Origin of the sequence: Sphingobacterium deserti, assembly GCF_000757725.1 — a bacterium.
GTDB lineage: Bacteria > Bacteroidota > Bacteroidia > Sphingobacteriales > Sphingobacteriaceae > Sphingobacterium > Sphingobacterium deserti.
Genome location: NZ_JJMU01000024.1, coordinates 60,907 through 84,352, shown reverse-complemented (window position 1 = coordinate 84,352; position 23,446 = coordinate 60,907). Strand labels below are relative to the sequence as shown.

At 42.0% G+C, this 23,446-nt stretch carries 21 protein-coding genes and 1 tRNA gene; 9 read left to right on the top strand and 13 right to left on the bottom strand.

Annotation, left to right across the window (positions count from 1 at the left end):
• Window positions 1-8: 8 nt before the first annotated feature.
• Entirely contained in the window at window positions 9-206 is a 198-nt protein-coding gene (locus DI53_RS20275; protein WP_037497309.1) for a hypothetical protein, read from the bottom strand.
• 13 nt (window positions 207-219) lie between these two features.
• On the bottom strand, window positions 220-2,658 hold the full coding sequence (locus DI53_RS07580) for a PIG-L family deacetylase (protein WP_037497306.1): 2,439 nt from the start codon (window positions 2,656-2,658) through the stop codon (window positions 220-222).
• Between the two features lie 127 nt (window positions 2,659-2,785).
• Here DI53_RS07580 and DI53_RS07575 point away from each other — a divergent pair, with 127 nt between their 5' ends.
• On the top strand, window positions 2,786-3,388 hold the full coding sequence (locus DI53_RS07575; RefSeq protein ID WP_037497304.1) for a trimeric intracellular cation channel family protein: 603 nt from the start codon (window positions 2,786-2,788) through the stop codon (window positions 3,386-3,388).
• A 22-nt stretch (window positions 3,389-3,410) separates the two neighbouring features.
• Here DI53_RS07575 and def read toward each other — a convergent pair whose 3' ends face one another.
• Window positions 3,411-3,998 carry a peptide deformylase gene (gene def / locus DI53_RS07570; protein WP_037497301.1) on the bottom strand — a complete coding sequence of 196 codons (588 nt, stop codon included), beginning with the start codon at window positions 3,996-3,998 and terminating at the stop codon, window positions 3,411-3,413.
• 73 nt (window positions 3,999-4,071) lie between these two features.
• Between def and DI53_RS07565 the strand changes: the two genes are divergently transcribed.
• The 3 genes from DI53_RS07565 to miaA are packed head-to-tail and all read left to right on the top strand — an operon-like array spanning window position 4,072 to window position 7,072.
• A complete protein-coding gene (locus tag DI53_RS07565; protein WP_052072181.1) occupies window positions 4,072-4,851 on the top strand; it encodes a hypothetical protein in 780 nt (259 codons plus the stop codon).
• Window positions 4,852-4,910: 59 nt separating this feature from the next.
• Window positions 4,911-6,083, top strand: a complete 1,173-nt coding sequence (locus DI53_RS07560) for a Gfo/Idh/MocA family protein (RefSeq protein ID WP_037497298.1) — start codon at window positions 4,911-4,913, stop codon at window positions 6,081-6,083.
• Window positions 6,080-7,072 (top strand): tRNA (adenosine(37)-N6)-dimethylallyltransferase MiaA, encoded by a 993-nt coding sequence (miaA, locus tag DI53_RS07555; RefSeq protein WP_241462394.1) that lies wholly within the window; start codon window positions 6,080-6,082, stop codon window positions 7,070-7,072. The genes DI53_RS07560 and miaA overlap by 4 nt, the downstream gene beginning before the upstream one ends.
• On the opposite strand, the gene DI53_RS07550 is transcribed toward miaA, so the two are convergent.
• Window positions 7,069-7,548, bottom strand: coding sequence for a hypothetical protein (locus tag DI53_RS07550; RefSeq protein ID WP_131555193.1), 480 nt, complete (start codon window positions 7,546-7,548; stop codon window positions 7,069-7,071). The two genes, miaA and DI53_RS07550, sit on opposite strands and share 4 nt — an antisense overlap.
• 3 nt (window positions 7,549-7,551) lie before the next feature.
• On the bottom strand, window positions 7,552-8,769 hold the full coding sequence (locus DI53_RS07545) for a C10 family peptidase (RefSeq protein WP_037497294.1): 1,218 nt from the start codon (window positions 8,767-8,769) through the stop codon (window positions 7,552-7,554).
• Between the two features lie 418 nt (window positions 8,770-9,187).
• On the opposite strand from DI53_RS07545, the gene DI53_RS07540 reads away from it, so the two are divergent.
• Window positions 9,188-9,847 carry a TetR/AcrR family transcriptional regulator gene (locus DI53_RS07540; RefSeq protein WP_037497293.1) on the top strand — a complete coding sequence of 220 codons (660 nt, stop codon included), beginning with the start codon at window positions 9,188-9,190 and terminating at the stop codon, window positions 9,845-9,847.
• Between the two features lie 133 nt (window positions 9,848-9,980).
• Here the strand turns inward: DI53_RS07540 and DI53_RS07535 are convergent, their stop codons facing one another.
• The 4 genes from DI53_RS07535 to DI53_RS07520 all read right to left on the bottom strand — a co-directional run bounded on the left by DI53_RS07535 (window position 9,981) and on the right by DI53_RS07520 (window position 13,787).
• A complete protein-coding gene (locus DI53_RS07535; RefSeq protein WP_037497291.1) occupies window positions 9,981-11,534 on the bottom strand; it encodes an Rne/Rng family ribonuclease in 1,554 nt (517 codons plus the stop codon).
• A 282-nt stretch (window positions 11,535-11,816) separates the two neighbouring features.
• Window positions 11,817-12,650: a tetratricopeptide repeat protein gene (locus DI53_RS07530; protein ID WP_037497288.1), complete on the bottom strand. Its 834-nt coding sequence runs from the start codon at window positions 12,648-12,650 to the stop codon at window positions 11,817-11,819.
• Between the two features lie 6 nt (window positions 12,651-12,656).
• Window positions 12,657-12,941 (bottom strand): HU family DNA-binding protein, encoded by a 285-nt coding sequence (locus tag DI53_RS07525; protein ID WP_037497286.1) that lies wholly within the window; start codon window positions 12,939-12,941, stop codon window positions 12,657-12,659.
• A gap of 381 nt (window positions 12,942-13,322) precedes the next feature.
• Window positions 13,323-13,787 (bottom strand): hypothetical protein, encoded by a 465-nt coding sequence (locus tag DI53_RS07520; RefSeq protein ID WP_037497284.1) that lies wholly within the window; start codon window positions 13,785-13,787, stop codon window positions 13,323-13,325.
• 260 nt (window positions 13,788-14,047) lie between these two features.
• Here DI53_RS07520 and DI53_RS07515 point away from each other — a divergent pair, with 260 nt between their 5' ends.
• From DI53_RS07515 to DI53_RS07505, 3 genes are all read left to right on the top strand, one after another.
• A complete protein-coding gene (locus tag DI53_RS07515; RefSeq protein WP_037497283.1) occupies window positions 14,048-17,200 on the top strand; it encodes a S41 family peptidase in 3,153 nt (1,050 codons plus the stop codon).
• A 180-nt stretch (window positions 17,201-17,380) separates the two neighbouring features.
• A complete protein-coding gene (locus DI53_RS07510) occupies window positions 17,381-20,566 on the top strand; it encodes a carboxypeptidase-like regulatory domain-containing protein (protein ID WP_081939410.1) in 3,186 nt (1,061 codons plus the stop codon).
• 137 nt (window positions 20,567-20,703) lie between these two features.
• Window positions 20,704-20,976, top strand: coding sequence for a hypothetical protein (locus DI53_RS07505; protein ID WP_037497281.1), 273 nt, complete (start codon window positions 20,704-20,706; stop codon window positions 20,974-20,976).
• Between the two features lie 407 nt (window positions 20,977-21,383).
• On the opposite strand, the gene DI53_RS07500 is transcribed toward DI53_RS07505, so the two are convergent.
• Genes DI53_RS07500 through DI53_RS07490 form a run of 3 tightly spaced genes read right to left on the bottom strand, consistent with a single transcriptional unit; the run spans window position 21,384 to window position 22,629 of the window.
• Window positions 21,384-21,641, bottom strand: a complete 258-nt coding sequence (locus DI53_RS07500) for a DUF6952 family protein (RefSeq protein WP_037497279.1) — start codon at window positions 21,639-21,641, stop codon at window positions 21,384-21,386.
• Entirely contained in the window at window positions 21,622-21,936 is a 315-nt protein-coding gene (locus DI53_RS07495; RefSeq protein WP_037497277.1) for a thioredoxin family protein, read from the bottom strand. The genes DI53_RS07500 and DI53_RS07495 overlap by 20 nt, the downstream gene beginning before the upstream one ends.
• A 60-nt stretch (window positions 21,937-21,996) precedes the next feature.
• A complete protein-coding gene (locus DI53_RS07490) occupies window positions 21,997-22,629 on the bottom strand; it encodes a peroxiredoxin (protein WP_037497275.1) in 633 nt (210 codons plus the stop codon).
• A 177-nt stretch (window positions 22,630-22,806) separates the two neighbouring features.
• Between DI53_RS07490 and DI53_RS07485 the strand changes: the two genes are divergently transcribed.
• Window positions 22,807-22,881: transfer RNA gene (locus DI53_RS07485), tRNA-Arg, on the top strand.
• A gap of 91 nt (window positions 22,882-22,972) precedes the next feature.
• On the opposite strand, the gene DI53_RS07480 is transcribed toward DI53_RS07485, so the two are convergent.
• Complete coding sequence (locus tag DI53_RS07480; protein WP_037497274.1) at window positions 22,973-23,398, bottom strand: nuclear transport factor 2 family protein; 426 nt, start codon at window positions 23,396-23,398, stop codon at window positions 22,973-22,975.
• Window positions 23,399-23,446 lie beyond the last annotated feature (48 nt).

Sequence of the window (23,446 nt, the reverse complement as noted above, 5' to 3'; positions counted from 1 at the left end):
GTAAACCCTTATCTGTCACTTGGTTTATGTGGAAGTAATACGCTAACAAAGAAGATAGCGAAAATTAAACCAATAACAATACCAGATATAAAACCTAAGAATGTACCGCTTACCACAATAGAAATTAAAGCACCAAATACAGTACCAACCAATACAATTATACCTTTAACATCTAGTGTGTCTTTCTTTTCTACTTGATTTTCCATGATGTATCTTATTCTATTTATCTTTTGCTAACAAATTTACAAATAATCTTGTAGCTCCGGCAACTCCGGCAGGCAATTGTCTGAAAAAAGATAAGCCGGTATACACAAATTTGCCATTTCCTACCTTGCAAATAAGTAACGAGCCCTCCTGCTGCGCCTCGTTTTTATCGGCCATACTTAGTGGTGTGCGATAGTGAGCATCTATATTTTCAGCAAAGTAGAGACCTCGTTCCTGTACCCAGCCCTGAAAATCTCGTTCGGTAATTTTATTCGGATAGTTTAACACAGGATCCGAGGGGTCTGTAAAGGTCACTTTAGCATCTTCTTCCGTCACCCGAGCCCGCGAGAGCGTAAATGGTTTAGGAGCGAAATTCTCTTCCTGCAAACGACTATTGACGTTGTATTGCATGAGCACCACACCGCCATCGTTAGCATAGGCATAAAGTGTAGCAAGCGCGCTACCAATCTTCGCATTAACGTTTAACAATCTCACACCGCAAATGACCGCGTCATACTGGGCTAGCGACGCTGCGGTTAGCTTATCGGCATTTAAGATGTCCACTTGTATGCCAAGATTGCGGAGGGCTTCTGGCACCAAGTCGCCAGCGCCCATAATGTACCCCACGCGTGTTACCGTTTTTTCTATAGCAATAGGTCTCACCTTTACGGCTACCGTTGGAAACCAAGCCTGTCGAGGGATATGATCGTAGGCTATTTCCCGAATGCTTTCGAGCGGCCTTCCATTTGCAATGAAGTCTAGCGAACCTTCAACAGCCGCAGCGCTGTTTTTTACGCGAATTGTTTGTGTAAAGGTATTTGAGCCATCGGCGAAACGAACATCAAATTTGTCGGGATACACCTCCCAGCCCGTTGGGATACCTTTTACTTCAATAGACGAAGTCTTTAAAGACGCATCATTTCTTTGAAATGTAGCGGTTATAGAACGTTCCTCATCAGTAGCGATGAGTAATACAGGTTGGCTCACACTTGCACTAAGTTCAGGCACAACTTCTAAGTAGTCATTCACCTCTCCCATTACGGGATCTACAAATCGGTATTGAATAGGCTGCGTAAGCGTGATGGGGACATCGTTTATGATAAAGTTGATTACGGCGGCAGGCAGGTTAGTGTTCATCGGGTAACCGACGTCTTCAGGCTTTACCTCAAATTTTCCCAGGCTATGTGGTTTTTCCAGCCAATAGGGTTGCGTGCTCTTAAGGATCGTCGTCGGCAAGTCAAACGTCACATACTCATTTGGCGGAAGCTGCCTATCTACCTTTTTTCCATTAATTGAAACGACTTTTGCTGATACATCTGGATTACGTGCGATAATCTCTGTCTTGAACGGAAGCGACGAGCCACGTGTCGCACGAGCTGTAGCGCTCACGGCTTCCAGTTTTATTCCGGCGCAGGATAGCAACAGGTCTTCAACCTCTTTGATTTTTCGTGTTTTCCAATAACCGTCTTTTAGCCCTTGTAGCGCTTGCCATACATTTGCCAACTGCGGTATAGATCTTTGCGGATGCTTCTCATCAAAATTTTGTAACAACATATCGATCTCAGTTTTTACAGCCTGTCCGCCATCCACGCGCTTCCAAGTAAGATCCACGTTATCGAACAAATCTTTTTGCGCCCGTTCGCCAGCAACGTATTCAAATGTTTCGAAAAATTTTCCATTTGAAGAAGCAGAGCCAAAACCTTGGCTTTTATGTTGTGATCGGCTTAAAGCAGAAATCTCCCCATGCGATTTTCCCAACAAGGGATTGAAGTCGCCGATATCAAGTTTAAGTTGGTCTTTGCTTTCTCCTTGCATCCGCATGAAGCTAGCCGTATTCCATAATAGGCGCTTCGCCTTCCATATAGATACCTCGCTTAACTGCTCGGGAAACCTTTTTGGATCGGCCGCTGCTGTGAATGCTTCGTGGGCAAGAATAGCAGAAGCTTGGTGGTGGCCGTGCCCGCCACGCTCATCGGGCGGAAACCGCGTTATGATAATGTCTGGTTGTAACTTTCGAATAAGCCACACGGCCTCACGAAGTACTTCGTCTTTCTTCCAAAATTGGAAGGTTTCATCATATGTTTTCGAAAAGCCAAAATCGTAAGCCGACGAAAAATACTGTTCGCCACCGTCGATCTTCCGGGCTTGTAACAGCTCTTGTGTGCGGATGAGGCCAAGCTCAATGCCTTGTTCGGTACCGATCAAATTTTGTCCGCCATCGCCGCGTGTTAAAGATAAATATGACGTTCTGACTTTACGTTCAGAAGCTAAATAGGATATCAATTTCGTATTCTCATCATCCGGATGGGCTGCGAAATAAAGTACAGAACCTAGTACGTTAAGTCGATCCATTTTTAAACGAATCTCTGAAGAGGAAAGTGGTGCGGGGGCCTGTGCGAAGGAAAATTGAATATATAGGGAAGCGATAAGTATGCCTATGTAATGTCTGCTCATAGTTGTTAAAAATAAAAAATATTTTGTGCTTCCGCTCCGGAAAGAGGAATAAATTTAATTCAAGATGATCTTGTTACTGATAAGATAGCTACCCATTCATATTTTGTGTATAATTGCATACCAGCACATGAGTATTATCTATTCCATAGATCTGTTAGGCACCATGGTATTTGCCATATCGGGCGCGATGGCTGCGAACCGAAAGCATATCGATATTTTCGGTGCCGCTTTCACGGGCTTCGTGACCGCCATCGGTGGTGGCTCCCTCCGCGATGTATTTTTGAACCTTCGCCCCGTGTGGGTAGATGATGGAAATTACCTTATCGCCATTTTAATCGGTGTCACAATCTCCATCTTAGCCAATAAATATCTTGATAGGCTAGCAAGGACGCTTAGTTTTTTTGATGCGATTGGTATCGGTTTCTTCTGTATCGTAGGTGTACAAAAATCGCTGTCAAACGAGGCTTCTGCAATCGCATCCATTATCTTGGGCATGTTCTCTGCTGTTATGGGTGGCGTGATACGTGATACATTGATGAACGAGACACCCCTGATCTTTCGGAAGGAAATCTATGCGACCGCGTGTTTGTCGGGCGCAATTCTATACGTCGTTTTAGGATTGTTTGAGGTAGACTCCACCGTGAACGCCTTTTTATCAGCCGCCATTATTTTTGTAATCCGATTGCTCGCCGTGAAGTTCAAACTTTCGCTGCCGGTAGTCGGTGGATAGAAGCAAAAAAAGGTAGTTTGGGCTACCTCTTTTTCTTCGGTTGCGGAAATCTCATTTTATACCCCACGCGCACCATTCCTTTAGAAATGGACTCTAGTTTGCCTTTTAGCATTGCTTTTTTCAAAGGACCCAATTTATCGATAAACAGCTTCCCTTCGATATGGTCGTATTCGTGTTGTACAATTCTCGCTGCGAGTCCTGAAAGCTGAACCTCCTGTTCCTCAAAGTTCTCATCCAAGTAATTTATAAGCACATGAGATGGTCGCATAACTTCCTCACTAATATCAGGAATGCTTAGACAGCCTTCATTAAACCCCCATTTTTCACCAGTTTCTTCTACAATGATTGGATTAATCAGCACCTTTTTAAAATCTTTTAAAGAGGGGTCTCCTTTTTCATCACCATCATCTTCGGCAAATGGAGAGGCATCAATAACAAACAACCGAATAGGCAGACCAACCTGCGGAGCAGCTAAGCCAACACCACGCGCTGCATACATCGTTTCAAACATGTCAGCAATGGTTTCCTTAAGGTTTGGATAGTCTTCATCTATTTCTTCTGCTTTCTTCCTTAACACCGGGTCGCCATACGCTACTATAGGTAATTTCATACATTTTATTTTCCCTGCAAAGGTATCAATAATAATTTATACCCATTTAGATTCTGCTAACTTTGTAGGTAGAATGATGCGGATTGAAACGGACAGAATCGATGCTTTTATGGCACATGTTGCGGCGCTACTAAATACAGATTTCAAGAGCGAAACTTTTGAAAGATGTATCGTATTACATGCAATCTCCCTTGAGCTCACCATAATAATCTACCTTCCTGGGGCAGGCGCTCGTCTCCGGAACACGGGCAACAGAACCATCCATATCGACTATGATCAAGTGATTCACGATGCTGATAAACTATCAGCCCGTTTAGCGTCCCTATTCGGCAGTGGGCAAGTCATATACGCAAGAAAAACCGTCGTAGCGCGTGTTGACAAGTGCGTCACGCTATCCTTTTTATTAGAGCATCATCTACAATCTGCCATACCGGGCAAATACCGCTATGGTTTATATCATGAAGGCGAGCTGGTATCGCTTGCCGTCTTTAGTGGTGGCAGAAATATGCGGGATCAACGTGACGGCTATCGTTCCTTCGAGCTGATACGCTTCTGTCATAAATCGGGCTACCGCATTGTTGGTGGGCTTTCTAAGCTTTTAAAAGCCTTCATTCATGATTTTAATCCCGATGACATCATGACTTATGTAGACCGCGACTGGTCACAAGACTCCAACCTTTCCACATTGGGTTTTAAAGAGGTCGGGAGTTTACCAGCTCAATGTTATCGCGTTGTTAATGGATTGAGGGAAATGGGCGCCAAGAACGAGCAGAACGCTATCCCTTTGAATAGCACCTCAGATGGTTATTTCATCTACAATTCAGGTAGTACAAAGTTGGTTCTCTCATTATGAAAACCCGCTTGTGATACGTATATTTAGCCAAGGAAAAACACTAAAACGAAGATAATTTTATGAAACGTAAACTACGTATGGGTATGGTTGGCGGTGGCAAAGACGCCTTTATTGGCGCAGTTCACCGTATCGCGGCCTTTATGGATGGTAAAATAGAACTGGTTTGTGGTGCTTTCAGCGTCAATCCTGAAATATCTAAGCAATCTGGAGAAGAACTTTTTATCGCACCGGATCGCGTATACGCCGATTACGAAGAAATGATTAGCAAAGAAGCTGCCCTTCCTGAAGGCGAGCGTATGGATTTTCTAACGATCGTTACGCCTAACTTCCTACATTTTGGACCAGCGAAATTAGCCCTGGAAAACGGTTTTGATGTCGTGGTTGAGAAGCCTATGACAGTAACGTTGGATGAAGCTAAAGAATTACAGGAGATTGTAGATAAAACGGGTCGTACGCTTTGCTTAACACATACCTATTCAGGCTATCCGATGGTTAAACAAGCGAAAGCGATGGTAAAGGATGGACATTTTGGAAAGATTCGGAAGATCGTTGTAGAGTATCCGCAAGGCTGGTTGAGCCGCCTTTCCGAACGAGAAGGGAATTCTGGCGCGGCTTGGCGCGCAGATCCAAAAAAATCCGGCTTATCACTTGTTATGGGCGATATCGGGACCCATGCAGCACACTTAGCAGAATATGTAACCGGACTTCGCATCACAGAGCTATGTGCGGATCTTACCACTTTTGTGGAGGGACGCTTGCTAGATGATGATGGATCTGTATTGCTACGTTTTGAAGATGGCGCTAAGGGTGTGCTGATGGCATCGCAAATATCTGCTGGAGAGGAAAACGCCGTAAGAATCCGCGTGTATGGTGAAAACGGAGGATTAGAATGGGCAAATGAAGATCCAAATAATCTTATCATTAAAATGTTGGATCAACCACGCCAAATTTACCGTACAGGAAATGCATACGCATCACCATATACATTGAGTTCCTTCGCAACGCACAACACACGTATCCCCGCTGGTCACCCAGAGGGTCTACTGGAATCTTTTGCAAACATTTACAGAAACTTTGCCGCAACAGTTAGCGCCAAACGGGAAGGAAGAACACCTACAGCGGAAGAGCTAGACTTTCCTTCTGTACAAGATGGGGTTCGTGGAATGGCATTCGTGCAAAATGTGGTCGCAAGTAACGAAAGCAACGAAAAATGGACTAAATTTGTTCTGTGATAGAACAGACGATAGACCATATAGATAATAATCAGGTGTCGGATCTTTCGGCACCTGATTTTTTATGTGTTATTCTAGGCCCTACCGCCTCTGGAAAAACCGCGCTCGGCGTGGCGCTTGCCGAACGCTTGTTTGGTGAAATTATTAGCATTGACTCCCGACAGGTATACCGCGGTATGGATATTGGGACGGGGAAAGATCTATCGTCCTATAGAGACATTCCATACCATTTGATCGATATTCAGGAACCGCATGATCGCTATGACATCTCCCAATTTAAAGTCGATTTCCACCATGCTTTTACGAAAGTTGTTTCAAAAGGAAAAGTTCCTATTGCGGTGGGTGGCACTGGGCTTTATATGCACACGTTGCTCCTGGCACAACCCTATACGCAGGTTCCTGTGGATGAGTCGCTGCGTCAACAACTGTTGCCATTAGACAAAATAACGCTCATACAACGGCTCGAGAATTACCAAATACCCGCTAATTTTAAAATAGACCAGAGCTCCCATAAAAGGTTGATTCGGGCCATCGAGATCCTCGAACAGCTTAAAGCAGGTTATCAGCCCGTTGAAGAGAAAACCAGATATAAACCCATCATCTTCGGGTTAAACCCTTCGGTGGATGCTAGGAGGCAAAGCATCAGTGAACGGCTTACAAGCCGGCTAAATGAGGGGCTAATCGAAGAGGTCGAACAGCTATTAATGCAAGGGCTATCCCATAACGACCTTCAGTATTTTGGGTTGGAATACAAATACAGTTCGCTTTATTTGCTCGGCGAACTGGACAAAAGCAGCTTCTACACGAAATTAGAGACCGAGATTCACCGCTACGCGAAAAGGCAGATGACGTTTTTCCGTAAAATGGAAAAAGATGGTATAAAAATACATTGGTTGGATGCTGTCGATACCGCTGAACGTCTCGATGCGATAGAAAGAATCATAAAAAAGGACCATCCGAAAGGTTTGGATAGCCCTTTTTCATTTTAGTCGTTTGATTTCTGCACAATCGAAATATTATCTGCAGCATTGCCCACACTAGCCTGAAAACTAATCTCGCGTAATCTTCCATCCTTGTTTTCCGATAAATGAATTTTAATTGTTTTATTATTTGCTCTTTCCCAGACGAACCAGTTCTCAAATTCAATTTTGTCAACACCAGGTAAATGGTTTGGAGGGAAATTTGGAACGACGTATTGTGAGAAATGGTATTTGATACGATTATCATTGTCCCAGTCTTCCGGTCTTAATATTTCTCCATTAATAGTCAAGTCTTCCAGAAACCATTTTACATCATTTTTTGCAGTGATCATTACAGTTTGCTCAGACCCGTTTAGTTCAATCTTGTTCGGTGCAAATTCAGGACGGGTTGCATATCCATCTTTTTTTTCACAGGAGAACAACAAAACGACCATTACAGTAACAAATACATGCGTTAGCAATCGAGTATAATTTAGCCTTTTCATACGTTATTTTTTTCTGATATTGTATACATCCATGGAAAAAGGATATCTTGCGGGGGCGTTATCGACGAAATAAGGATCCCACAATTTTGTCATAAAATAACCTGTATAATAAGAGCTATCCCATCCAAAATTGACATGAACTAAATCCGAACCGTCTGAATAAACCCTGTAGCCGTCTACTATATAAGCGTGGCCGTTCCCTCTAGGAGCACCTAACCAAGATGATTTTTTGTCTCTAGAACTTATTACGGTTACATTCGTTGGGTGTCCCGTCAAACCTAATTTGATAGCACCCTTGCTAGGATTTACAAAGTAAGGGTTTAACTTTCCAGAAAAGAATATGTCGAGAGCTTTTTTTGTGCTTGCACCACTTCCTGAAGCTCCGTAATCCATTCCTACAGCATTACCGATTTGCCTCATCAGTAGACCGAGAGTATTTGCTTCATTAGGAAATTGATTCACATAAGCAGAATTTTTCATCTTCACCAAGTTATTCCAATTTAATGAAATACCATTAAACATATCTAAATGTTTCGTCACAGATAAAGCTTGCGCAACAACTGTAGCTACACAACCTGCGTGCCAGTTGTTGGGAGTATATCGATTATAAGGATCTTGTGATTGCCCCCACTGAACCTGAACTCGTGGTAACACTTCTTCAACAACTGTTTTGTTACTAGCTTTTAAAGATGATCTAGTCGATATAAAGGATTTTGTACTTTGTAATTTATAGTCGTCAAAAGATTTGGGATCTTTATTATATTCAATAGCACTTAACAAGATTGGCATAAATGGATTATTGATATCAGTAGTGTCTAAAACCAAATCATTAATAGAGATGTTTTCGTTATCAAAAATAGCTATTACCGGTTCGCAGTCCGTATTGGCCGAAACAACTACTGAATTAGAAAGACCTGTGTTTTTTACGAGGAAAAGCAATGTGTCGTTTTCTGCACGACGATCACCTAAGCCCTCTGTTGTAAGTGCAGATATGTGCAAATTTGTTCTCTCACTTGGATTAGTTGAAGACTTTGTAAGTTTAGTTCTTGTCAAGAATAAGTTCGATACGACCGATTCTACCTCTTTTTGGCTCCTCACGTTTATTTTTTCGGCATACGCTGATGGATTCAATTGCGAATCATTATAAGGTGATTCCTTTTGACAGCTCGTGTACAAGAATAAACCGCCAAATAGTAATACAATTAATTTTTTTGTTTTCATTTTTAAAGATTATATAGTAATAGTTATCTGTGGCGCATTTGCTACTTAAGTCATATTAGTTGGGATATAAGCCCCCAAAGAATCTTGCTATCCTAGATTCCATATATATTTTTACAATATGGGATTGGAGTTATTATCCATGAGCGTAAACTAATAGGTCTTAGCACAAAATTCCTAGCACTTATATGTTTAACAGCGTAGCAAAAGTATGCTGCGCATTTATAAAAAGTGGTAACATGCTGTCTTTTATTCGAAATATTTGATAGCCACGAGAATAAGTAAAATATATTCTACAAAAAACATTTCGAAATTGTTCTCTAAAACTTAATTTGTTATATTTCAAAGAATTTCTTCGGTGTGGAATCCAGTTATTATGGTAAGCGTATGATCAATATTGCATCTAGAAAAAGGAGTAGATATGACTAACAAAAGAAATCAAATTAAAGGCTTCTGCAGGAACGTTGATGAGAAGAAGGAAAGGTTAAAGAAAGCTTTTGGCTACATTCTCAAAGACAAGGGCTTTGGAAACTTGGGTGTCAACAAAGTGTCTCTCGAAGCTGGTATCAGTAAAAATCTCATCTATCGATACTTTGGAGATTTTAAGACACTTATTGAGCAATATAGTGAAGGTATCGATTACTGGACGAGCCAAGCAGAAAAGAGGGATTATTCGGAAATGACTGAGAAAGATGTCTTAAAGAATCTACTAGGAGAACAATTCAATTATTTAATCTTGAATCCTGAAATGAGACAACTTGTTCTTTGGGGGCTGCACGAATCAAACTATAATACAACATCTTTATTAAAAAAAAGGGAGCTATTTGCTGAGCGTTTAATTCTGCAGAAAGCAGATAAAAGGTTTGATGGAAGAATAGATTATCGTGGAGTAGTATCAGTTCTTATGGCCGCTGTATATCACTTAGCCGCATATTCATCTGTCCAGAAAGCGAATTTCTGTGGGATTGACCTAAGCCAAGATAAGGGGCGTAAAAGAGTACTCGACGCGATCAATCTGATTCTTGATAATATTTATGATTTGAACGAGGACAAAAAGAAAGCGACCAACGACAACGAGTAAATATACCTTAATCTTTGCTCTTCGAGTTAGGTCCATTGTTTTTAACAAATATCCCCGGCGCTTTTATGGCGTCGGGGATTTTAGTTGTTTGTTCTAGAAAAGGGCATTTTGGACAACCCCTTTTCAATTTTTTTTAGAGCTTAATTTCTTCCTCTTTGTTGTTGAAGAAACGGAACTGCGTGAGGTGGTATGATGATGCGGTTTTGATTTTAATCCATTTACCGTATTTAAAAAACCATTTCACTCTCCTTGAAATTAATCCTGACGTGATGTAGGCGCCAATATAAGGATGTACCGCGAGGGTGACACCCTTTTCATTTTGTTCTTGCAAAATGAAGCTCAAATTATTCTCAATATCGTCGAGCAAAACGATGCTCGAGCGAATTTCGCCAGTTCCTCCACAAGCGGGGCATTTTTCACTTGTTACCACGCTCATTTCTGGTCTGACGCGCTGTCTGGTTATCTGCACTAAACCGAATTTGCTCGGCGGAAGAATCGTGTGTTTAGCGCGATCATTCGCCATACACTCTTTCAGATAACTATAAAGCTCTTTTCGATTGGTTGGTTTATGCATATCGATAAAATCGATGACTACAATACCGCCCATATCGCGCAATCGCAATTGCCTTGCGATCTCTTTTGCGGCCTCTTTATTGACCAGCAATGCATTTTCTTCTTGATTCTCTTTGCTGGCAATTCGGTTTCCACTGTTCACATCCACAACGTGGAGTGCTTCGGTGTGCTCAATCACAAGATAAGCACCTCCCTGTAAGTTTACCGTTTTGCCGAAAGACGCCTTAATTTGCCTTTCTACACCGAAATGATCAAAGATGGGCTCCTTATGCTTATACAGCTTTACTATCTTTTCTAGATCGGGTGAAATCTCCTGTACATACGATTTTACTTCGTCGTAAAGGGTAAGATCATTGACATGAATATGCGTAAACTCGTCTGTCAAAATATCGCGCAAAATGGTAGATGCTCTATCCATTTCTCCCAATACCTTATGAGCGGGTTCAGCAGTTTTAAGACGTTTGGTAAAAAGTTCCCATTTAGAGATTAAGTCTAAAAGGTCTTTTTGCATTTCCTCGACACCCTTACCTTCAGAAACTGTCCGTATTATGACGCCAAAGTTAGCGGGCTTAATACTTTCTACAATTTTCTTAAGTCGGGTACGTTCGGGGTTGCCCTTGATCCTTTTAGAGATGGAAACGGTACTCGAAAACGGAACCAATACAACAAATCTACCTGCAATTGAAAGGTCAGAACTTAATCTTGGGCCTTTCGTTGAGATAGGTTCTTTAGCAATTTGTACCGGTAAAAGCACATTTCGGCTCAAAATATCCGAAATTTTTCCTGCTTTATCAATGTCCTTTTCAAGTTTCAAACTATTGAGCAGCTTCTCCTGATAGCTGCCGTTCTTTACAATACGCGTTAGCTTGAGTAAAGACTGAACCTGTGGCCCTAAATCCAAATAATGTAAGAACGCATCTTTTTCGTAGCCTACATCTACGAAAGCGGCATTTAGGCCTGGCATGATCTTTTTGACCCGCCCGAGATAAATATCGCCAACGGCGAAATTGTTATCAGCCTTTTCCTTGTTCAGCTCAACAAGCTGTTTGTCCTGTAGTAAAGCAATAGTTACTCCTTTTTCGGGAGTGGAATCGATAATAAGTTCCTTTACCAACAGCTACTTTTTTAAGATCAGGATACGACGATAGGTACCCCGTCTGATGAAACATAAAAACTCGTTAATGAAAAAATACAATCTACAGTTTTACCAGAGTGAAACCATAGATTGTACAACGTCTTATGCGGCTTCAGCCAATAAGATCAACAAGCTTATTTTTTCTTGTGTCTGTTTTTTCTTAAACGTTTTTTACGTTTGTGAGTAGCCATCTTGTGTCTTTTTCTTTTTTTTCCGCTTGGCATAGCTTTAATGTTTTTAAATGATAAATTAATATGTTAATTACTTACTCAGTTCTTCGACACGACGTTCGATGAATTGAGATAGGGTCGGATCAGCGGCTAGCTCCTTACTTTTCTGAAAAGCAGCAATAGCCTCGTTTTTCAACCCGATATTTTCATAACCTGTCGCCAAATAAAAATACGATTCGGCATCAGGCTTCAACTCGACAACAGTTTTGAATCGTTCGATCGCTTTGTCGAATTGACGGGATTGCAATGAAAACAATCCCAATGTTTTGTTTGCTTGAATATTCTTTGGCTCCTTGGCGACTACTTCCCTCAATAAAGCAATGCCCGCCATAGGATTGTTCGTTCCGGTGACCATCGCAGCGCCTAGCCCCGTTTTTGCATCCAAATTGTTCGCATCCAGCGCAGTAGCCTGCTCATAAGATTGAATAGCCAATCGATTGAGCTCGGTCGCCATAGCTGTATCCTGCAAGTTGGTATACGCGGAGCGAAATGCATCTCCGGCTTTCAACCAATATTCAAATTTAGGGCTAATTTTCGCCATTTCCTCATAAATAAATCCCCGAGGAGCATCTTTGGCTAAATCATCCCATTTTTTTGCCAGTTCTTCTAATAAAGGTAGCTTCTCTTCCCCTTCTGCATTAGCCACTTTTGCTTCCAAAGCCGTAATCTCTTGCGCTAAACTACCATTGATCGATTGTTTAGTCATGTCTGATACGCTCTGGAAATTAAAAGCTGATGATGCTTCTGTGGTTGTAGAGGCGTTTGCTCCCTTATTATCCTCTACCAAACCTTTTATAGGGCGCGCAAGCAATGCCCCCATTAGGGCAAGAACAATTACGATTACTATTATTTGTTTGGTATTCATCCTGATTTACTTGTTTCCTTGTTTAACCTTTTCAACAAAAACTTTTGCAGGTTTGAAGCTTGGCACGAAGTGCGCAGGGATGATGATAGCTGTGTTTTTTGAAATGTTACGTGCTGTTTTCTCTGCTCTTTGTTTCACTACGAAACTTCCAAAACCCCTAACATACACATTCTCGCCACCAACCATTGCATTCTTAACAACTTTAAAAAATGCTTCAACTGTTTCTTGAACATCTACTTTCTCTAAGCCTGTTTTGTTAGAGATCTCCGCAATAATTTCTGCTTTAGTCATATCTGTTTTTACTGTAATTATTTATTTCTCAACCCTTAACGCTGTAGCAGTTTGGGATGCAAAAGTATCTTTTTTTTATGACGTTTAAAAATTTATTTCTGTTTTTTTGCCAATGATGACGATTTGGAAACTTTTAAGTATCAGATATTTACCAAGATCATATACAAAATTTGTGCTTTTCATGCCATACTCTTCGCATTTACACCATTAACTTTCAGCAGCTTAGCAGGCATCCAAAAAATAGATGATGTGCGTTTTGTGTGTGCTAAAACGTGTTAGAGCCGAGCTTAAATTTATCGATAAACGGATCATTCAACGACCCTAAGCGGGCTGTTTCTTCGAATTTTTTTTGTCGGAAAGTGAGGGACTGAATAAAATCTACTATTGCAAATGGAAGTTCAGAGGTATATTTAGACTGACGGAGCCAGTAAAACCATTGATAGGTTTAAAGTTATTTTTAGTCTGCGTATCAAATCCGTAACCAATACCAAGATCGATGATGGATAGTAGCCCAATACCAACTTTGGGTGTTACTGTATAGGGTGTCACTTCTGCTTTTATAAAGGGAAAGATAAGCTTCGTGCTGACATAATAGGTCAATCCTAACTCGGGGATAACAGTTGTTTGATCTTGCATCCAAGTGAAATTCGCACCTGCATCTATTTTTATATACTGATGGTCGTTCGGTGCAAATAGCCCCCATCCTGATGCTTTTAAAAAGTTTCCACTTTGGTATTGCCAGCCCAGGGATGGCCCCCAAATCCACTTATTGCCTTTCGCTTGTTGAGCAATAGTAAGTTGTGTGACCACGCACAGGAAGAAGAGTAGGATGAACGTCTTTCTCATAGAGGCAATTCTTCGAAATTAGATGCAGAGGTGGTACAAGCATCAGGCCAAAATTTTAAATGGTAAAGCCCAAACAAGATTTTACCATCTATACTTTAAGGTCGCATCAGCTATTCTGGTAAAAAATACGATACCTATGATGAAATTTAATGTGCAATGATAACTTTGTATATGGTCTGAATGCTATCGGTCTTCTTAACCGAAGCAAGTCTTCCATACATATCAAATGATTGACAATAAGTAGCTATTACCTTATTATTATGAATAAAAGGATTTTCTTTATTGGCTTGCTCTTTGGGGTAAGCACAATTGCTATGGCGCAACAGCCGTCTTTTCTATCCTATCCGGCTTTGAGTCCGGATGGAAGTACGCTGGTTTTTAGTTTTGAGGGCGACCTCTGGAAGGTGAGCAGCGAAGGAGGCGTGGCTCTTCGCCTGACAGCGATGGAGGGCAATGAAACGTCGCCCCGCATCTCGCCAGACGGGAAATGGCTTGCATTTTCATCCAACCAAAATGGAAATATGGATGTATACAGCATGCCATTAGAAGGAGGCGATATACAACAACTTACTTTCCATGAAAGTATGGACGAAGTGGACAGTTGGAGCTGGGATAGCCAAACCATCTTTTTTACCTCTTCACGCTACAATAGATTTTCCAGCTACAAGGTCGATAGAAGCGGTGGAACTGCACAACGGATTTTTCCGCATTTCTTTAATTGTATACACGGCATTGCCGAAATGCCTTCGGGCGAGCTATTGTTTAACGACTCTTGGGAAAGTTATTCCTCGGCGAACAGGAAGCGGTACAAAGGCGCTTTTAATCCCGACATCCGTTCCTACAACCCCAAAGACAAAACATTCAAACAATACACAGACTATATTGGTAAGGATTTTTGGCCTAGTGTAGATCGTAAGGGAAATATTTACTTTGCTTCTGATAAGGAAAATGATGAGTACAACCTGTATACATTTAATGCTGGAAAAAAAATAGCGCTAACCACATTTAAGGAGTCCATAAAGCGGCCGGTCGTGGCGGCCAATGGTGGCAAAGTCGTTTTTGAGAAAGATTACCAGATCTACCTGTACGACACCAGCAGTAAAAAAACAACGCAACCGATAATCCACTTGAGCCGAAACAGAATTCTGGGAAAGGAAAAAGAGTTTGATGTCAGCAACAACATCAGCGGCTTTGACATTTCTCCGGACGGAAAGAAAATGGCATTTATATCACGTGGCGAACTATTCGTCAGTGATATCGACGGGAAATTCGTTCGCAAAATGCCTAGCAACGGCGAGCGGGTAATGGAAGTCAAATGGCTGAAGGACAACAAAACCCTACTGTTTAGCCAGACGTTTCAAGGCTATCAAAATTGGTTCTCCCGATCGGCAGATGGCGCTGGAAATGCTAGACAGCTCACTGAAGATCTCCGCAACAACCGTAGCATCACCTTCAATACAGATGCAACTAAAGCGGTATACCTGAGCGGGAGGGATGAGGTGCGCTTATTGGATCTGGCGTCTTTGAAAAGTAGCGTGATTGTCAAAGATGAAATTTGGGCATTCCAAAATTCCGCCCCATCTTTCTCTCCAGATGGAGCTTATGTGTTATTTACGGCTATCCGCAATTTTGAACAGGATATTTTTGTGCACAATATAGCTTCCGGATCGACGACCAACTTGACAAACACAGGTGTTACAGAAGCGAATCCGTATTGGTCTCCAGATGGAAAGCATATCTATTTTGCTAGTAACCGCACAAAGCCTTCGTACCCCACAGGAATGCAGTTTTCAAGCATCTACAAAATGGCGTTGGAAAACCTGGATTCGCCCTACCGCAGCAGCAAGTTTGACGAGCTATTCAAGGAAACAGAAACCGAAAAAAAGGACAGTGTGACGAAAAAGGATGATAAAGCGAAGGCCAGCAATAAGCATGCTCAAGCAAATAAAAAGCCTGTTGTAAGCATTGATCTGAAAGGCCTATCAGACCGCATTAGTCTGGTGAGCCCAGCGTTGGGCACGCAATATAATCCATTCGTATTCCAAAAAGGGGATAAGACTTACGTTTTTTTCTCCTCCAATCACGAAGGGAAGAACGGCGTGTATCGCATGGTAAGTGAGCCTTTTGAAGAAAACAAAACCGAAAAGGTAAGCGATGGGTTTCTTGGCGATTTGATGGAGGTTGGCGGTAAATATTACGCTTTAAGTGGCGGAGTTATCCAAAAATATAGCTTAGAGGCAAACAAGCTTGATAAAGTGACGATGAGCTATAAGTTTACGAAAGACCTTTCTCAAGAGTTCAACCAGATGTTCTACGAAACTTGGGCGGGAATAGAGGAGAATTTCTACGATAGCACATTTCACGGTGTTGATTGGGCTGCCACCAAAAGGAAGTATGCGGGGTATTTGAGCGGGATCAATACGCGCGCGGACCTTCGTATTTTACTCAATGATATGTTGGGCGAGCTCAATTCGTCGCACCTGGGATTTAGCTCTACAGGATCAGAGGAAAAGAAGAACTTCAATTTTGTCACTAATGAGCTTGGGATCGTTTATGACAACGAAAGCCCAACCAAGATTGCGCGCATTTTACTCAACGGTCCGGCCTCACGAAAAGATGTAGACTTGCAGCCGGGAGATGTCGTACTGGCAGTGAACGGTGAAAAGATAGACCCTAAAAGAGACCGTGATTCCTATTTTACGCAGCCATCGCTGGCTCCAGAGATGCGACTTACTGTGATGCGTGCAGGCAAAGAGCGGAAGGTAAATATCCGTCCGCAGAGCAGTAGTGATTTTAAAGGTCTGCTATACGACGAATGGATCAAAGGAAACCGGAGCAAAGTGAGTGCGCTAAGCAACAATAGAGTGGCATATTCCCACATGAAGAATATGGGCGGAGAAGAGCTGCAGACCTTCTTGCTTGATATGGCTGAGCAGGAGAATAACAAGGATGGGATCATCTTGGATCTACGTTACAATACCGGCGGGAATGTGCATGATGAAGTGTTACGTTTTCTACAGCAACGTCCTTATCTCCAATGGCAGTATCGCGGCGGGAAGAAAGCACCGCAAGGCAATTTCACTCCCGGAGGCAAACCCATTGTCCTTTTGATCAATGAGCAGTCGCTGAGTGATGCGGAGATGACCGCAGCAGGCTTCAAAGCATTAAAATTGGGTAAGATTATCGGAACGGAAACCTATCGCTGGATAATCTTCACATCAGCGAAAGGGCTGGTGGACGGCTCGATGTATCGAGTACCTGCCTGGGGGTGTTATACCTTAGATGGCGATGATCTGGAGCTTACAGGGGTTGCTCCGGATATAACGGTGAAAAATTCAATAACAGATCGGATCAACGATAAAGATCCCCAATTAGAGCGAGCAGTCGAAGAAATTATGAAGGATTTGAAATAGCAAGAAAGAAAATCTGAATTTTACATAAGCTATGCTCATGTCGTTAAACCAGCAGGACGCGGGCATAGCTAGTTTTTTGCGAAGGAAAGTCGTTCTGTTAACAAATACTTAAAATAGAGTTGCCGTTGAGTTAACAAACCACCAATAGCTTTGTGTTCACGTAAAACAATAAAGCAAATCATGGTTTCATCCTCAAAAAAGCAAATTTTAGTCTGTTTTTTTCTCGCCTTCCTAGGCGTCATGTTGAAGTTTAGCGCATCCGCGCAAGGCACGCAAGCCTCTATTCGCGGCAGTATTAGCAACGCAAGTAATGTACATGTGGCCGGCGCTACCATTCGCGTCCGCAATGAGTCGACTGGTTTTACGACAACATCGGTTACGAACGAGCGCGGAAATTACGACATCAAACAGCTTCCTTTGGGCGGTCCTTACACCGTCACAGCAACGCATGTGCAGGAAGGCGAAGGTGTGGTAACCAACATAACGCTTAATCAGGGCGATGTTGCACAGGTAGATATCCAACTTCGCCCCAACAATGTCTCCTTAGATGCGGTAGAGGTAAATGCCTCGGGATTAAAAAATACACGTGATTATTTAGGTGCAGCGACGGCATTTTCCACGAAAGATATCAATACACTCCCTGTAAATGGCCGGAACTTTACGGTACTTACAGACCTGTCTCCATTAACGAATGGTGGAAGTATCGCCGGTCAGCTTGGCTCATCGACAAACTTTACCATAGATGGTATGAATGCTAAAAACCCCACATCGTCAGGTTCTACAACGTCTCGCAGTGGCGCGCCATATTCCGTTTCCATGGAAGCCGTTCGGGAGTTTAAGGTGGTAACCAACCAATACGATGTTACTTTCGGACGAAGTGGTGGAGGTACCATAAGTGCTGCGACCAAAGCGGGTACCAACCAGTTGACCGGTTCGGCTTTCTTCTTCAGTCGGGCAGATTGGTTGACGAGCAAGTATGATATTCGTGGCAACGACCGTATAGGAAACTATACGACGAATCAATATGGATTTTCTTTGGGCGGGCCGATCATTAAAGATAAATTGCACTTCTTTATGGTTTGGGACAGACAGCAAGATAATAGATCCTTACTGATTGCAGATGTGCAATCTCCAGCTGACGAAGTTCTTTACCGGATTAACCAACTAACGCTCAATCGTTACTTGGGTATCGCACGCAACGAATATGGCGTATCAGCAGAGCAGCAAACAGGCTCTATCGATAAAAAAAGAACGTCAGATGCCGGATTCCTCCGTCTGGATTGGCAAATCAACGAGAAAAACCTCTTAACGATCCGTAACAACTTAACGTATGACTACAATCCTTTAGGGCTAGGTGACAACTCCAACATCAACTTATTAGAGTCTTATGGTAACGATAAGAACTTTGACAATAGCTTTCTAGCTACATTGCGTACATCTATCTCTCCACGAATCACCAACGAATTAAAAGTGCAGCATTTATACGTTTATCAAAACAGTACACAAAATGCACAAATCGGGAGTGGCTATATTCCCCGTGCCATCGTTGATGATGTGGTTTCTAATATCAACGGAAATAATCTTTCCACCTCCATACAATTAGGCGGGCACCGTTTCGGGCAGGAAAGCTTCCGTAACAATGTATTCCAGCTCACGAATAATTTATTCTACGATACGGAATTTGCGAAGTATACTTTCGGTGTTGATCTCATGGCCACGCAGTCCAATTCCATCTATGGATCAGAGGTGAACGGACGATTCCACTTTAGCAGCAATCAGGCGCAGAATTTAACGGCTCTAGATAATTTTGAAAACCTACAGCCTTATCGTTTCTACAGAGAGGTGCCGCTAAAGGATGATGTTGCGGTGCGCGGAACAATCATGAACTTCGGACTTTATGGTCAAATGCGTAAAAACATCGCGGCCGGATTGGAAATGACTGCCGGTTTACGGATGGACTATGCCGCCTATCCAACAGCGACATTCAACCAGTTGGTTTTCGATGAATTGGGCATTCGTACAGATAACCAGCTCGCTTCATTTATCTTGCAACCACGCATACAGTTTAACTGGGATATCAATGAAAACCAGACCGATTACCTACGGGCAGGCGCCGGAATTTTTGCATCCGACATTAACAACTACATGATCATCAATAACCTTACGTTTGATGGGTCAAATTTCGCTACCGTGGACGTCCGCGGCACAGATGTACCGCGCCCGGATTTTAATGCCTACAGAGCAAATCAAAGCAGTATTCCTAGTTTGGCGCAACATCAGCTCGCAACCATCAATTATACTGGTGAAGATGCTCAGGTACCGACCGTCTATAAAGCCAACGTATCGTACAACAAGTTTTTGACCGACCGCTTTAAGCTGGGACTTTCTGCATACATGAGTTTAGCCCGGAATAACTATACCTATGTAGACCGCAATATGGTAGACGATCCTTTTTTCCGTTTAGCCAATGAGGCAAACCGCGGCGTATATGTTCCGTTGACTTCTATGCCAACCAATGCCGAGCCTGCCAATTGGCAAGATGGCCGTAAGTCAAACCGACTGGGGCGCGTTTTGGAATTGACGAGCATGGGTAAAGTAAATCAATTCGCAGTTGTTGTGGATGGAACTTACCGTTACTATGGTGATGGCGAGATTACAGCGAGTTACACGTGGAACGACACCAAAGACAATACGTCATTTAATGGAAACGTGGCGAACTCTGCGACACTGGCACAGCCCGTGGTAGACGATCCTCGTAATCTTGGCGCCATTACTTATTCGTCCAACCACTTCAGGCATAAAGTTGTGGCTTATGGTACTGCACCAACGTTTTATGGCGTGAAAATAGGTCTTCGTTTTACCGGCACAGGCGGTACACGCTACAGCTTACTATCTGGCGGTAACACCAATGGTGACTTCGTAACCTCCTCCAATGACTTAGCTTTTGTATTTGACTACCAAAATCCCAACACGCCCGAGATTCTGAGAACTGGTTTGCAAACCATTTTGGATAATCCAGATGCTAGCCAAAGTATCAAAGATTTCATTCGGTCTGCATCCGGCGAAATTGCAGAACGTAATGGTGGTATTAACGAGTTTTATGGTACCATCGACCTCCGCTTAGCGAAAGAGATCAAGTTCTACAAAACACATGGTGTTGAACTCTCTGTAGACGTGTTTAACCTTGCTAATATGTTAAACAAAGAATGGGGTGTCTATAGAGCTTACGGTAATACCGCCCTATACCGTGTTACAGGTTTCGATCCGGCAGCACAAGAATTCCGATACCAAGTAAATACGCAAGGTATTGCGGGCTTTAATGGTAACCCTTGGCAGTTACAAATAGGAGCACGCTACGCATTTTAATTTCATTCGCTAATATCCCTCCTCTATACTATAGGCTGTTCCGTTTCTGGGGCAGCCTTAATTTTTTTCTAGAATTTGTAAATATCAAAATCATTTACAAACTTTGAAAATCAAAGAACTTTAAATTATATAAAAAGATGAAAACCATATCTCCAGCTAAAAGGCTTGTACTTATGCTATCCGCCATGATAATGCTATTATGTGTACCCCTGCTCGCGATGCAATTTACAGACGAAGTTAAGTGGACGGCACTTGATTTTATGGCCGCGGCGATACTATTAGTCGCAGGCGGCGCTATGTTGGAACTGTTGTGGCGCAAAGTTCCTGTCAAATCTCATCGAATCATGTATAGCGTAGGTGTATTTCTTTTATTCCTTGTTATTTGGGTCGAGTTAGCTGTCGGGATTTAAGATGGTGGAGTGTATTTGGGCTATTATTGAGCTCGCCGTTTGACTGGATAATACGATGTGAACTATCTTTCAGCGCGATGTCGTCCAGGGATCACAACAGGTGTCTGAGCTAGAAACAAATATTGTGTAAAAAATAAGAGGACTCAAATCGCCATTAGAGTCCTCTTACCAACAATTAAAAATCTTTTGTCTAAACTTCCAAATCAGCAATTTGAGTTTTGAAAAAACTAACGGTAGCCGTCGACAGTTTTAAAATAGTAACCTTTAGTATTAGTAAAAATAGGATAAATAGCTAGGATTCATCCGGCAGCGCTAAAAAAACTTTTCCACACGGCTGAAGTTATGAACACCATGATGCTTCGTGACCATATAAGGCAAGCTTAGCGCAACCTGCCTAAGGGAATAATTTATTTGTCAATCGATCCTAAAACGCGCTGCATAAAACCGTTCAATGCGTCTTTTTTTGCAACACCTTCTTTGATCGATTTATTTACTTCCACAGCACCATACATATTGGATATAAGCTCGCCAATAACATCCAGCTCTTCATCTTTTAAAGATGAAACTTCCGTCAACGCTTCTAATGTTTCTATGGTTTCCAATACAAAATCAACATCGTTTTGTTCGATGAAATCCAAAAGGTGTTTAATTACTGGTAACTTCATTTAAAAGATCGATTAATCCATCAATTTTGTTTGTTTGCACTTGGTTGATCAAGGTGCCGTTTTTAAAAGCAGCAAATGTAGGTAAGTTGTCTACGTTTGCAAGTTTCCTCGATTCCGGAAATTTTTCCGCGTCAACAATGACGAATGATACATCGTTGTGTTCTGATGCGAGTTTCTTAAACTTCGGCTTCATAATGCGGCAGTTTCCGCACCAAGATGCTGAATATTGAACCAATACAATATCATTGCTCCCTACAACATCGTGTAAAGAGTCGTTCTCTAATTCTTGTAACATGTGATGTGTGTTAATAGAAAGGAGAACTGAGTCGCTCTCCTTTCTGATAAATACTTTTTATTAGTTGGCCGATAGGTATGAGGCAACACCGTCGCGCGTTGCGTTCATTGCTTCTTTGCCTTCTTCCCAGTTTGCTGGACAAACCTCTCCGTGTTTCTGAACGTGTGTATACGCGTCGATCAAACGAAGATATTCTTTAACGTTACGGCCAAGCGGCATATCGTTAACAGATTCATGGAAAACTTTACCAGTTTCGTCTATTAAATAGGTTGCACGGTAGCTTACTGCAGAACCTTCTACTAAAGTACCATATTCTGGGTGCTCTACTTCTTTCATTTCTAAGATGCCTAATACACTCGATAAGTTACGGTTTGTATCAGCAATCAAAGGGTATTCTACACCCTCGATACCACCGTTGTCTTTCGCGGTGTTTAACCAAGCGAAATGCACTTCTGCTGAATCGCAAGATGCACCGATAAGGATTGTATTACGTTTAGCAAATTCCTCTGCTTGTTCTTGGAAAGCATGTAACTCTGTAGGGCAAACGAAAGTGAAATCTTTTGGATACCAAAATAACAACACCTTTTTATTCTCCGCTTGTGCTTTTTCAAAAACATTGATCGTGATATTATCACCTAAATAATCAATAGCATCAACAGTGATGTTCGGGAAATTTTTACCTGTAAAACTCATATATTTTGTTCTTTCTTTTTGTGTAACAAAGGTACTCTTTTTTTACGCTGTGTCGAATCAAAAAAATTGATAAACTATTGTTAAAATCTATATCACGGGTTCATATTCCATAGAATATGTTTATGCAATAAAATCAATAAAAAGACTATTTTTGTAGGGCAATCTTTTTGCATATATGGCCCCGTAGTTCAACGGATAGAATAGATGTTTCCTAAACATTTGATAGCAGTTCGATTCTGCTCGGGGCTACCAAAAAAAGTGCTATCTCTAGCACTTCCTCCATTCTCCAATTACTCACCAATCCTTATTTTACAAAACCTTATTACATATCAGATCCAATCGATTACGGATACGTCGTTCTCACTTTGCTCACTTTCCAGCCGTCCTGCTCTTGGCTTAATGTGATGTAGTCTACACGTGTAAAGTTTTCGAAAGTCATCGTGGCCTTAGCCATGCAGATTTTTCCGCTTTGATCCAGAATTTCGTAACTTGTCTCACAGTCGTAAGTTACTCCCTCGTGCGCTTTCAGAAAGTCCGTATAGGCTGTTTTGTCGAAGCTATCCTTATTGACGCCATTGCTGTATGCAAAGTCCTCGGCGAAAAGATGTCGGTTGAGCTCCACGCTTCCAAGTGTGGTGGCTTCCAGGTAGCCCTTAATGACAGTATTCGATTCGACATTCTTCAAAGGATTTGCTTTTTCTGCTGCAAAGGAAGCAAATGAACTGATCATGATGAATGCTGTTGCGATGGTTGTTACTATCTTTTTCATGGTTGTATTTTTTAATATTTTAATTTTTATTTCCTTTTTGATAACTCA

Excerpts from the sequence above, each read along its gene's own strand:
- DI53_RS20275 (WP_037497309.1), bottom strand. The coding sequence starts at position 206 with ATGGAAAATCAAGTAGAAAAGAAAGACACACTAGATGTTAAAGGTATA.
- DI53_RS07580 (WP_037497306.1), bottom strand. The coding sequence starts at position 2,658 with ATGAGCAGACATTACATAGGCATACTTATCGCTTCCCTATATATTCAA.
- DI53_RS07575 (WP_037497304.1), top strand. The coding sequence starts at position 2,786 with ATGAGTATTATCTATTCCATAGATCTGTTAGGCACCATGGTATTTGCC.
- def (WP_037497301.1), bottom strand. The coding sequence starts at position 3,998 with ATGAAATTACCTATAGTAGCGTATGGCGACCCGGTGTTAAGGAAGAAA.
- DI53_RS07565 (WP_052072181.1), top strand. The coding sequence starts at position 4,072 with ATGATGCGGATTGAAACGGACAGAATCGATGCTTTTATGGCACATGTT.
- DI53_RS07560 (WP_037497298.1), top strand. The coding sequence starts at position 4,911 with ATGAAACGTAAACTACGTATGGGTATGGTTGGCGGTGGCAAAGACGCC.
- DI53_RS07550 (WP_131555193.1), bottom strand. The coding sequence starts at position 7,548 with ATGAAAAGGCTAAATTATACTCGATTGCTAACGCATGTATTTGTTACT.
- DI53_RS07545 (WP_037497294.1), bottom strand. The coding sequence starts at position 8,769 with ATGAAAACAAAAAAATTAATTGTATTACTATTTGGCGGTTTATTCTTG.
- DI53_RS07540 (WP_037497293.1), top strand. The coding sequence starts at position 9,188 with ATGACTAACAAAAGAAATCAAATTAAAGGCTTCTGCAGGAACGTTGAT.
- DI53_RS07530 (WP_037497288.1), bottom strand. The coding sequence starts at position 12,650 with ATGAATACCAAACAAATAATAGTAATCGTAATTGTTCTTGCCCTAATG.
- DI53_RS07525 (WP_037497286.1), bottom strand. The coding sequence starts at position 12,941 with ATGACTAAAGCAGAAATTATTGCGGAGATCTCTAACAAAACAGGCTTA.
- DI53_RS07520 (WP_037497284.1), bottom strand. The coding sequence starts at position 13,787 with ATGAGAAAGACGTTCATCCTACTCTTCTTCCTGTGCGTGGTCACACAA.
- DI53_RS07515 (WP_037497283.1), top strand. The coding sequence starts at position 14,048 with ATGAATAAAAGGATTTTCTTTATTGGCTTGCTCTTTGGGGTAAGCACA.
- DI53_RS07510 (WP_081939410.1), top strand. The coding sequence starts at position 17,381 with ATGGTTTCATCCTCAAAAAAGCAAATTTTAGTCTGTTTTTTTCTCGCC.
- DI53_RS07505 (WP_037497281.1), top strand. The coding sequence starts at position 20,704 with ATGAAAACCATATCTCCAGCTAAAAGGCTTGTACTTATGCTATCCGCC.
- DI53_RS07500 (WP_037497279.1), bottom strand. The coding sequence starts at position 21,641 with ATGAAGTTACCAGTAATTAAACACCTTTTGGATTTCATCGAACAAAAC.
- DI53_RS07495 (WP_037497277.1), bottom strand. The coding sequence starts at position 21,936 with ATGTTACAAGAATTAGAGAACGACTCTTTACACGATGTTGTAGGGAGC.
- DI53_RS07490 (WP_037497275.1), bottom strand. The coding sequence starts at position 22,629 with ATGAGTTTTACAGGTAAAAATTTCCCGAACATCACTGTTGATGCTATT.
- DI53_RS07480 (WP_037497274.1), bottom strand. The coding sequence starts at position 23,398 with ATGAAAAAGATAGTAACAACCATCGCAACAGCATTCATCATGATCAGT.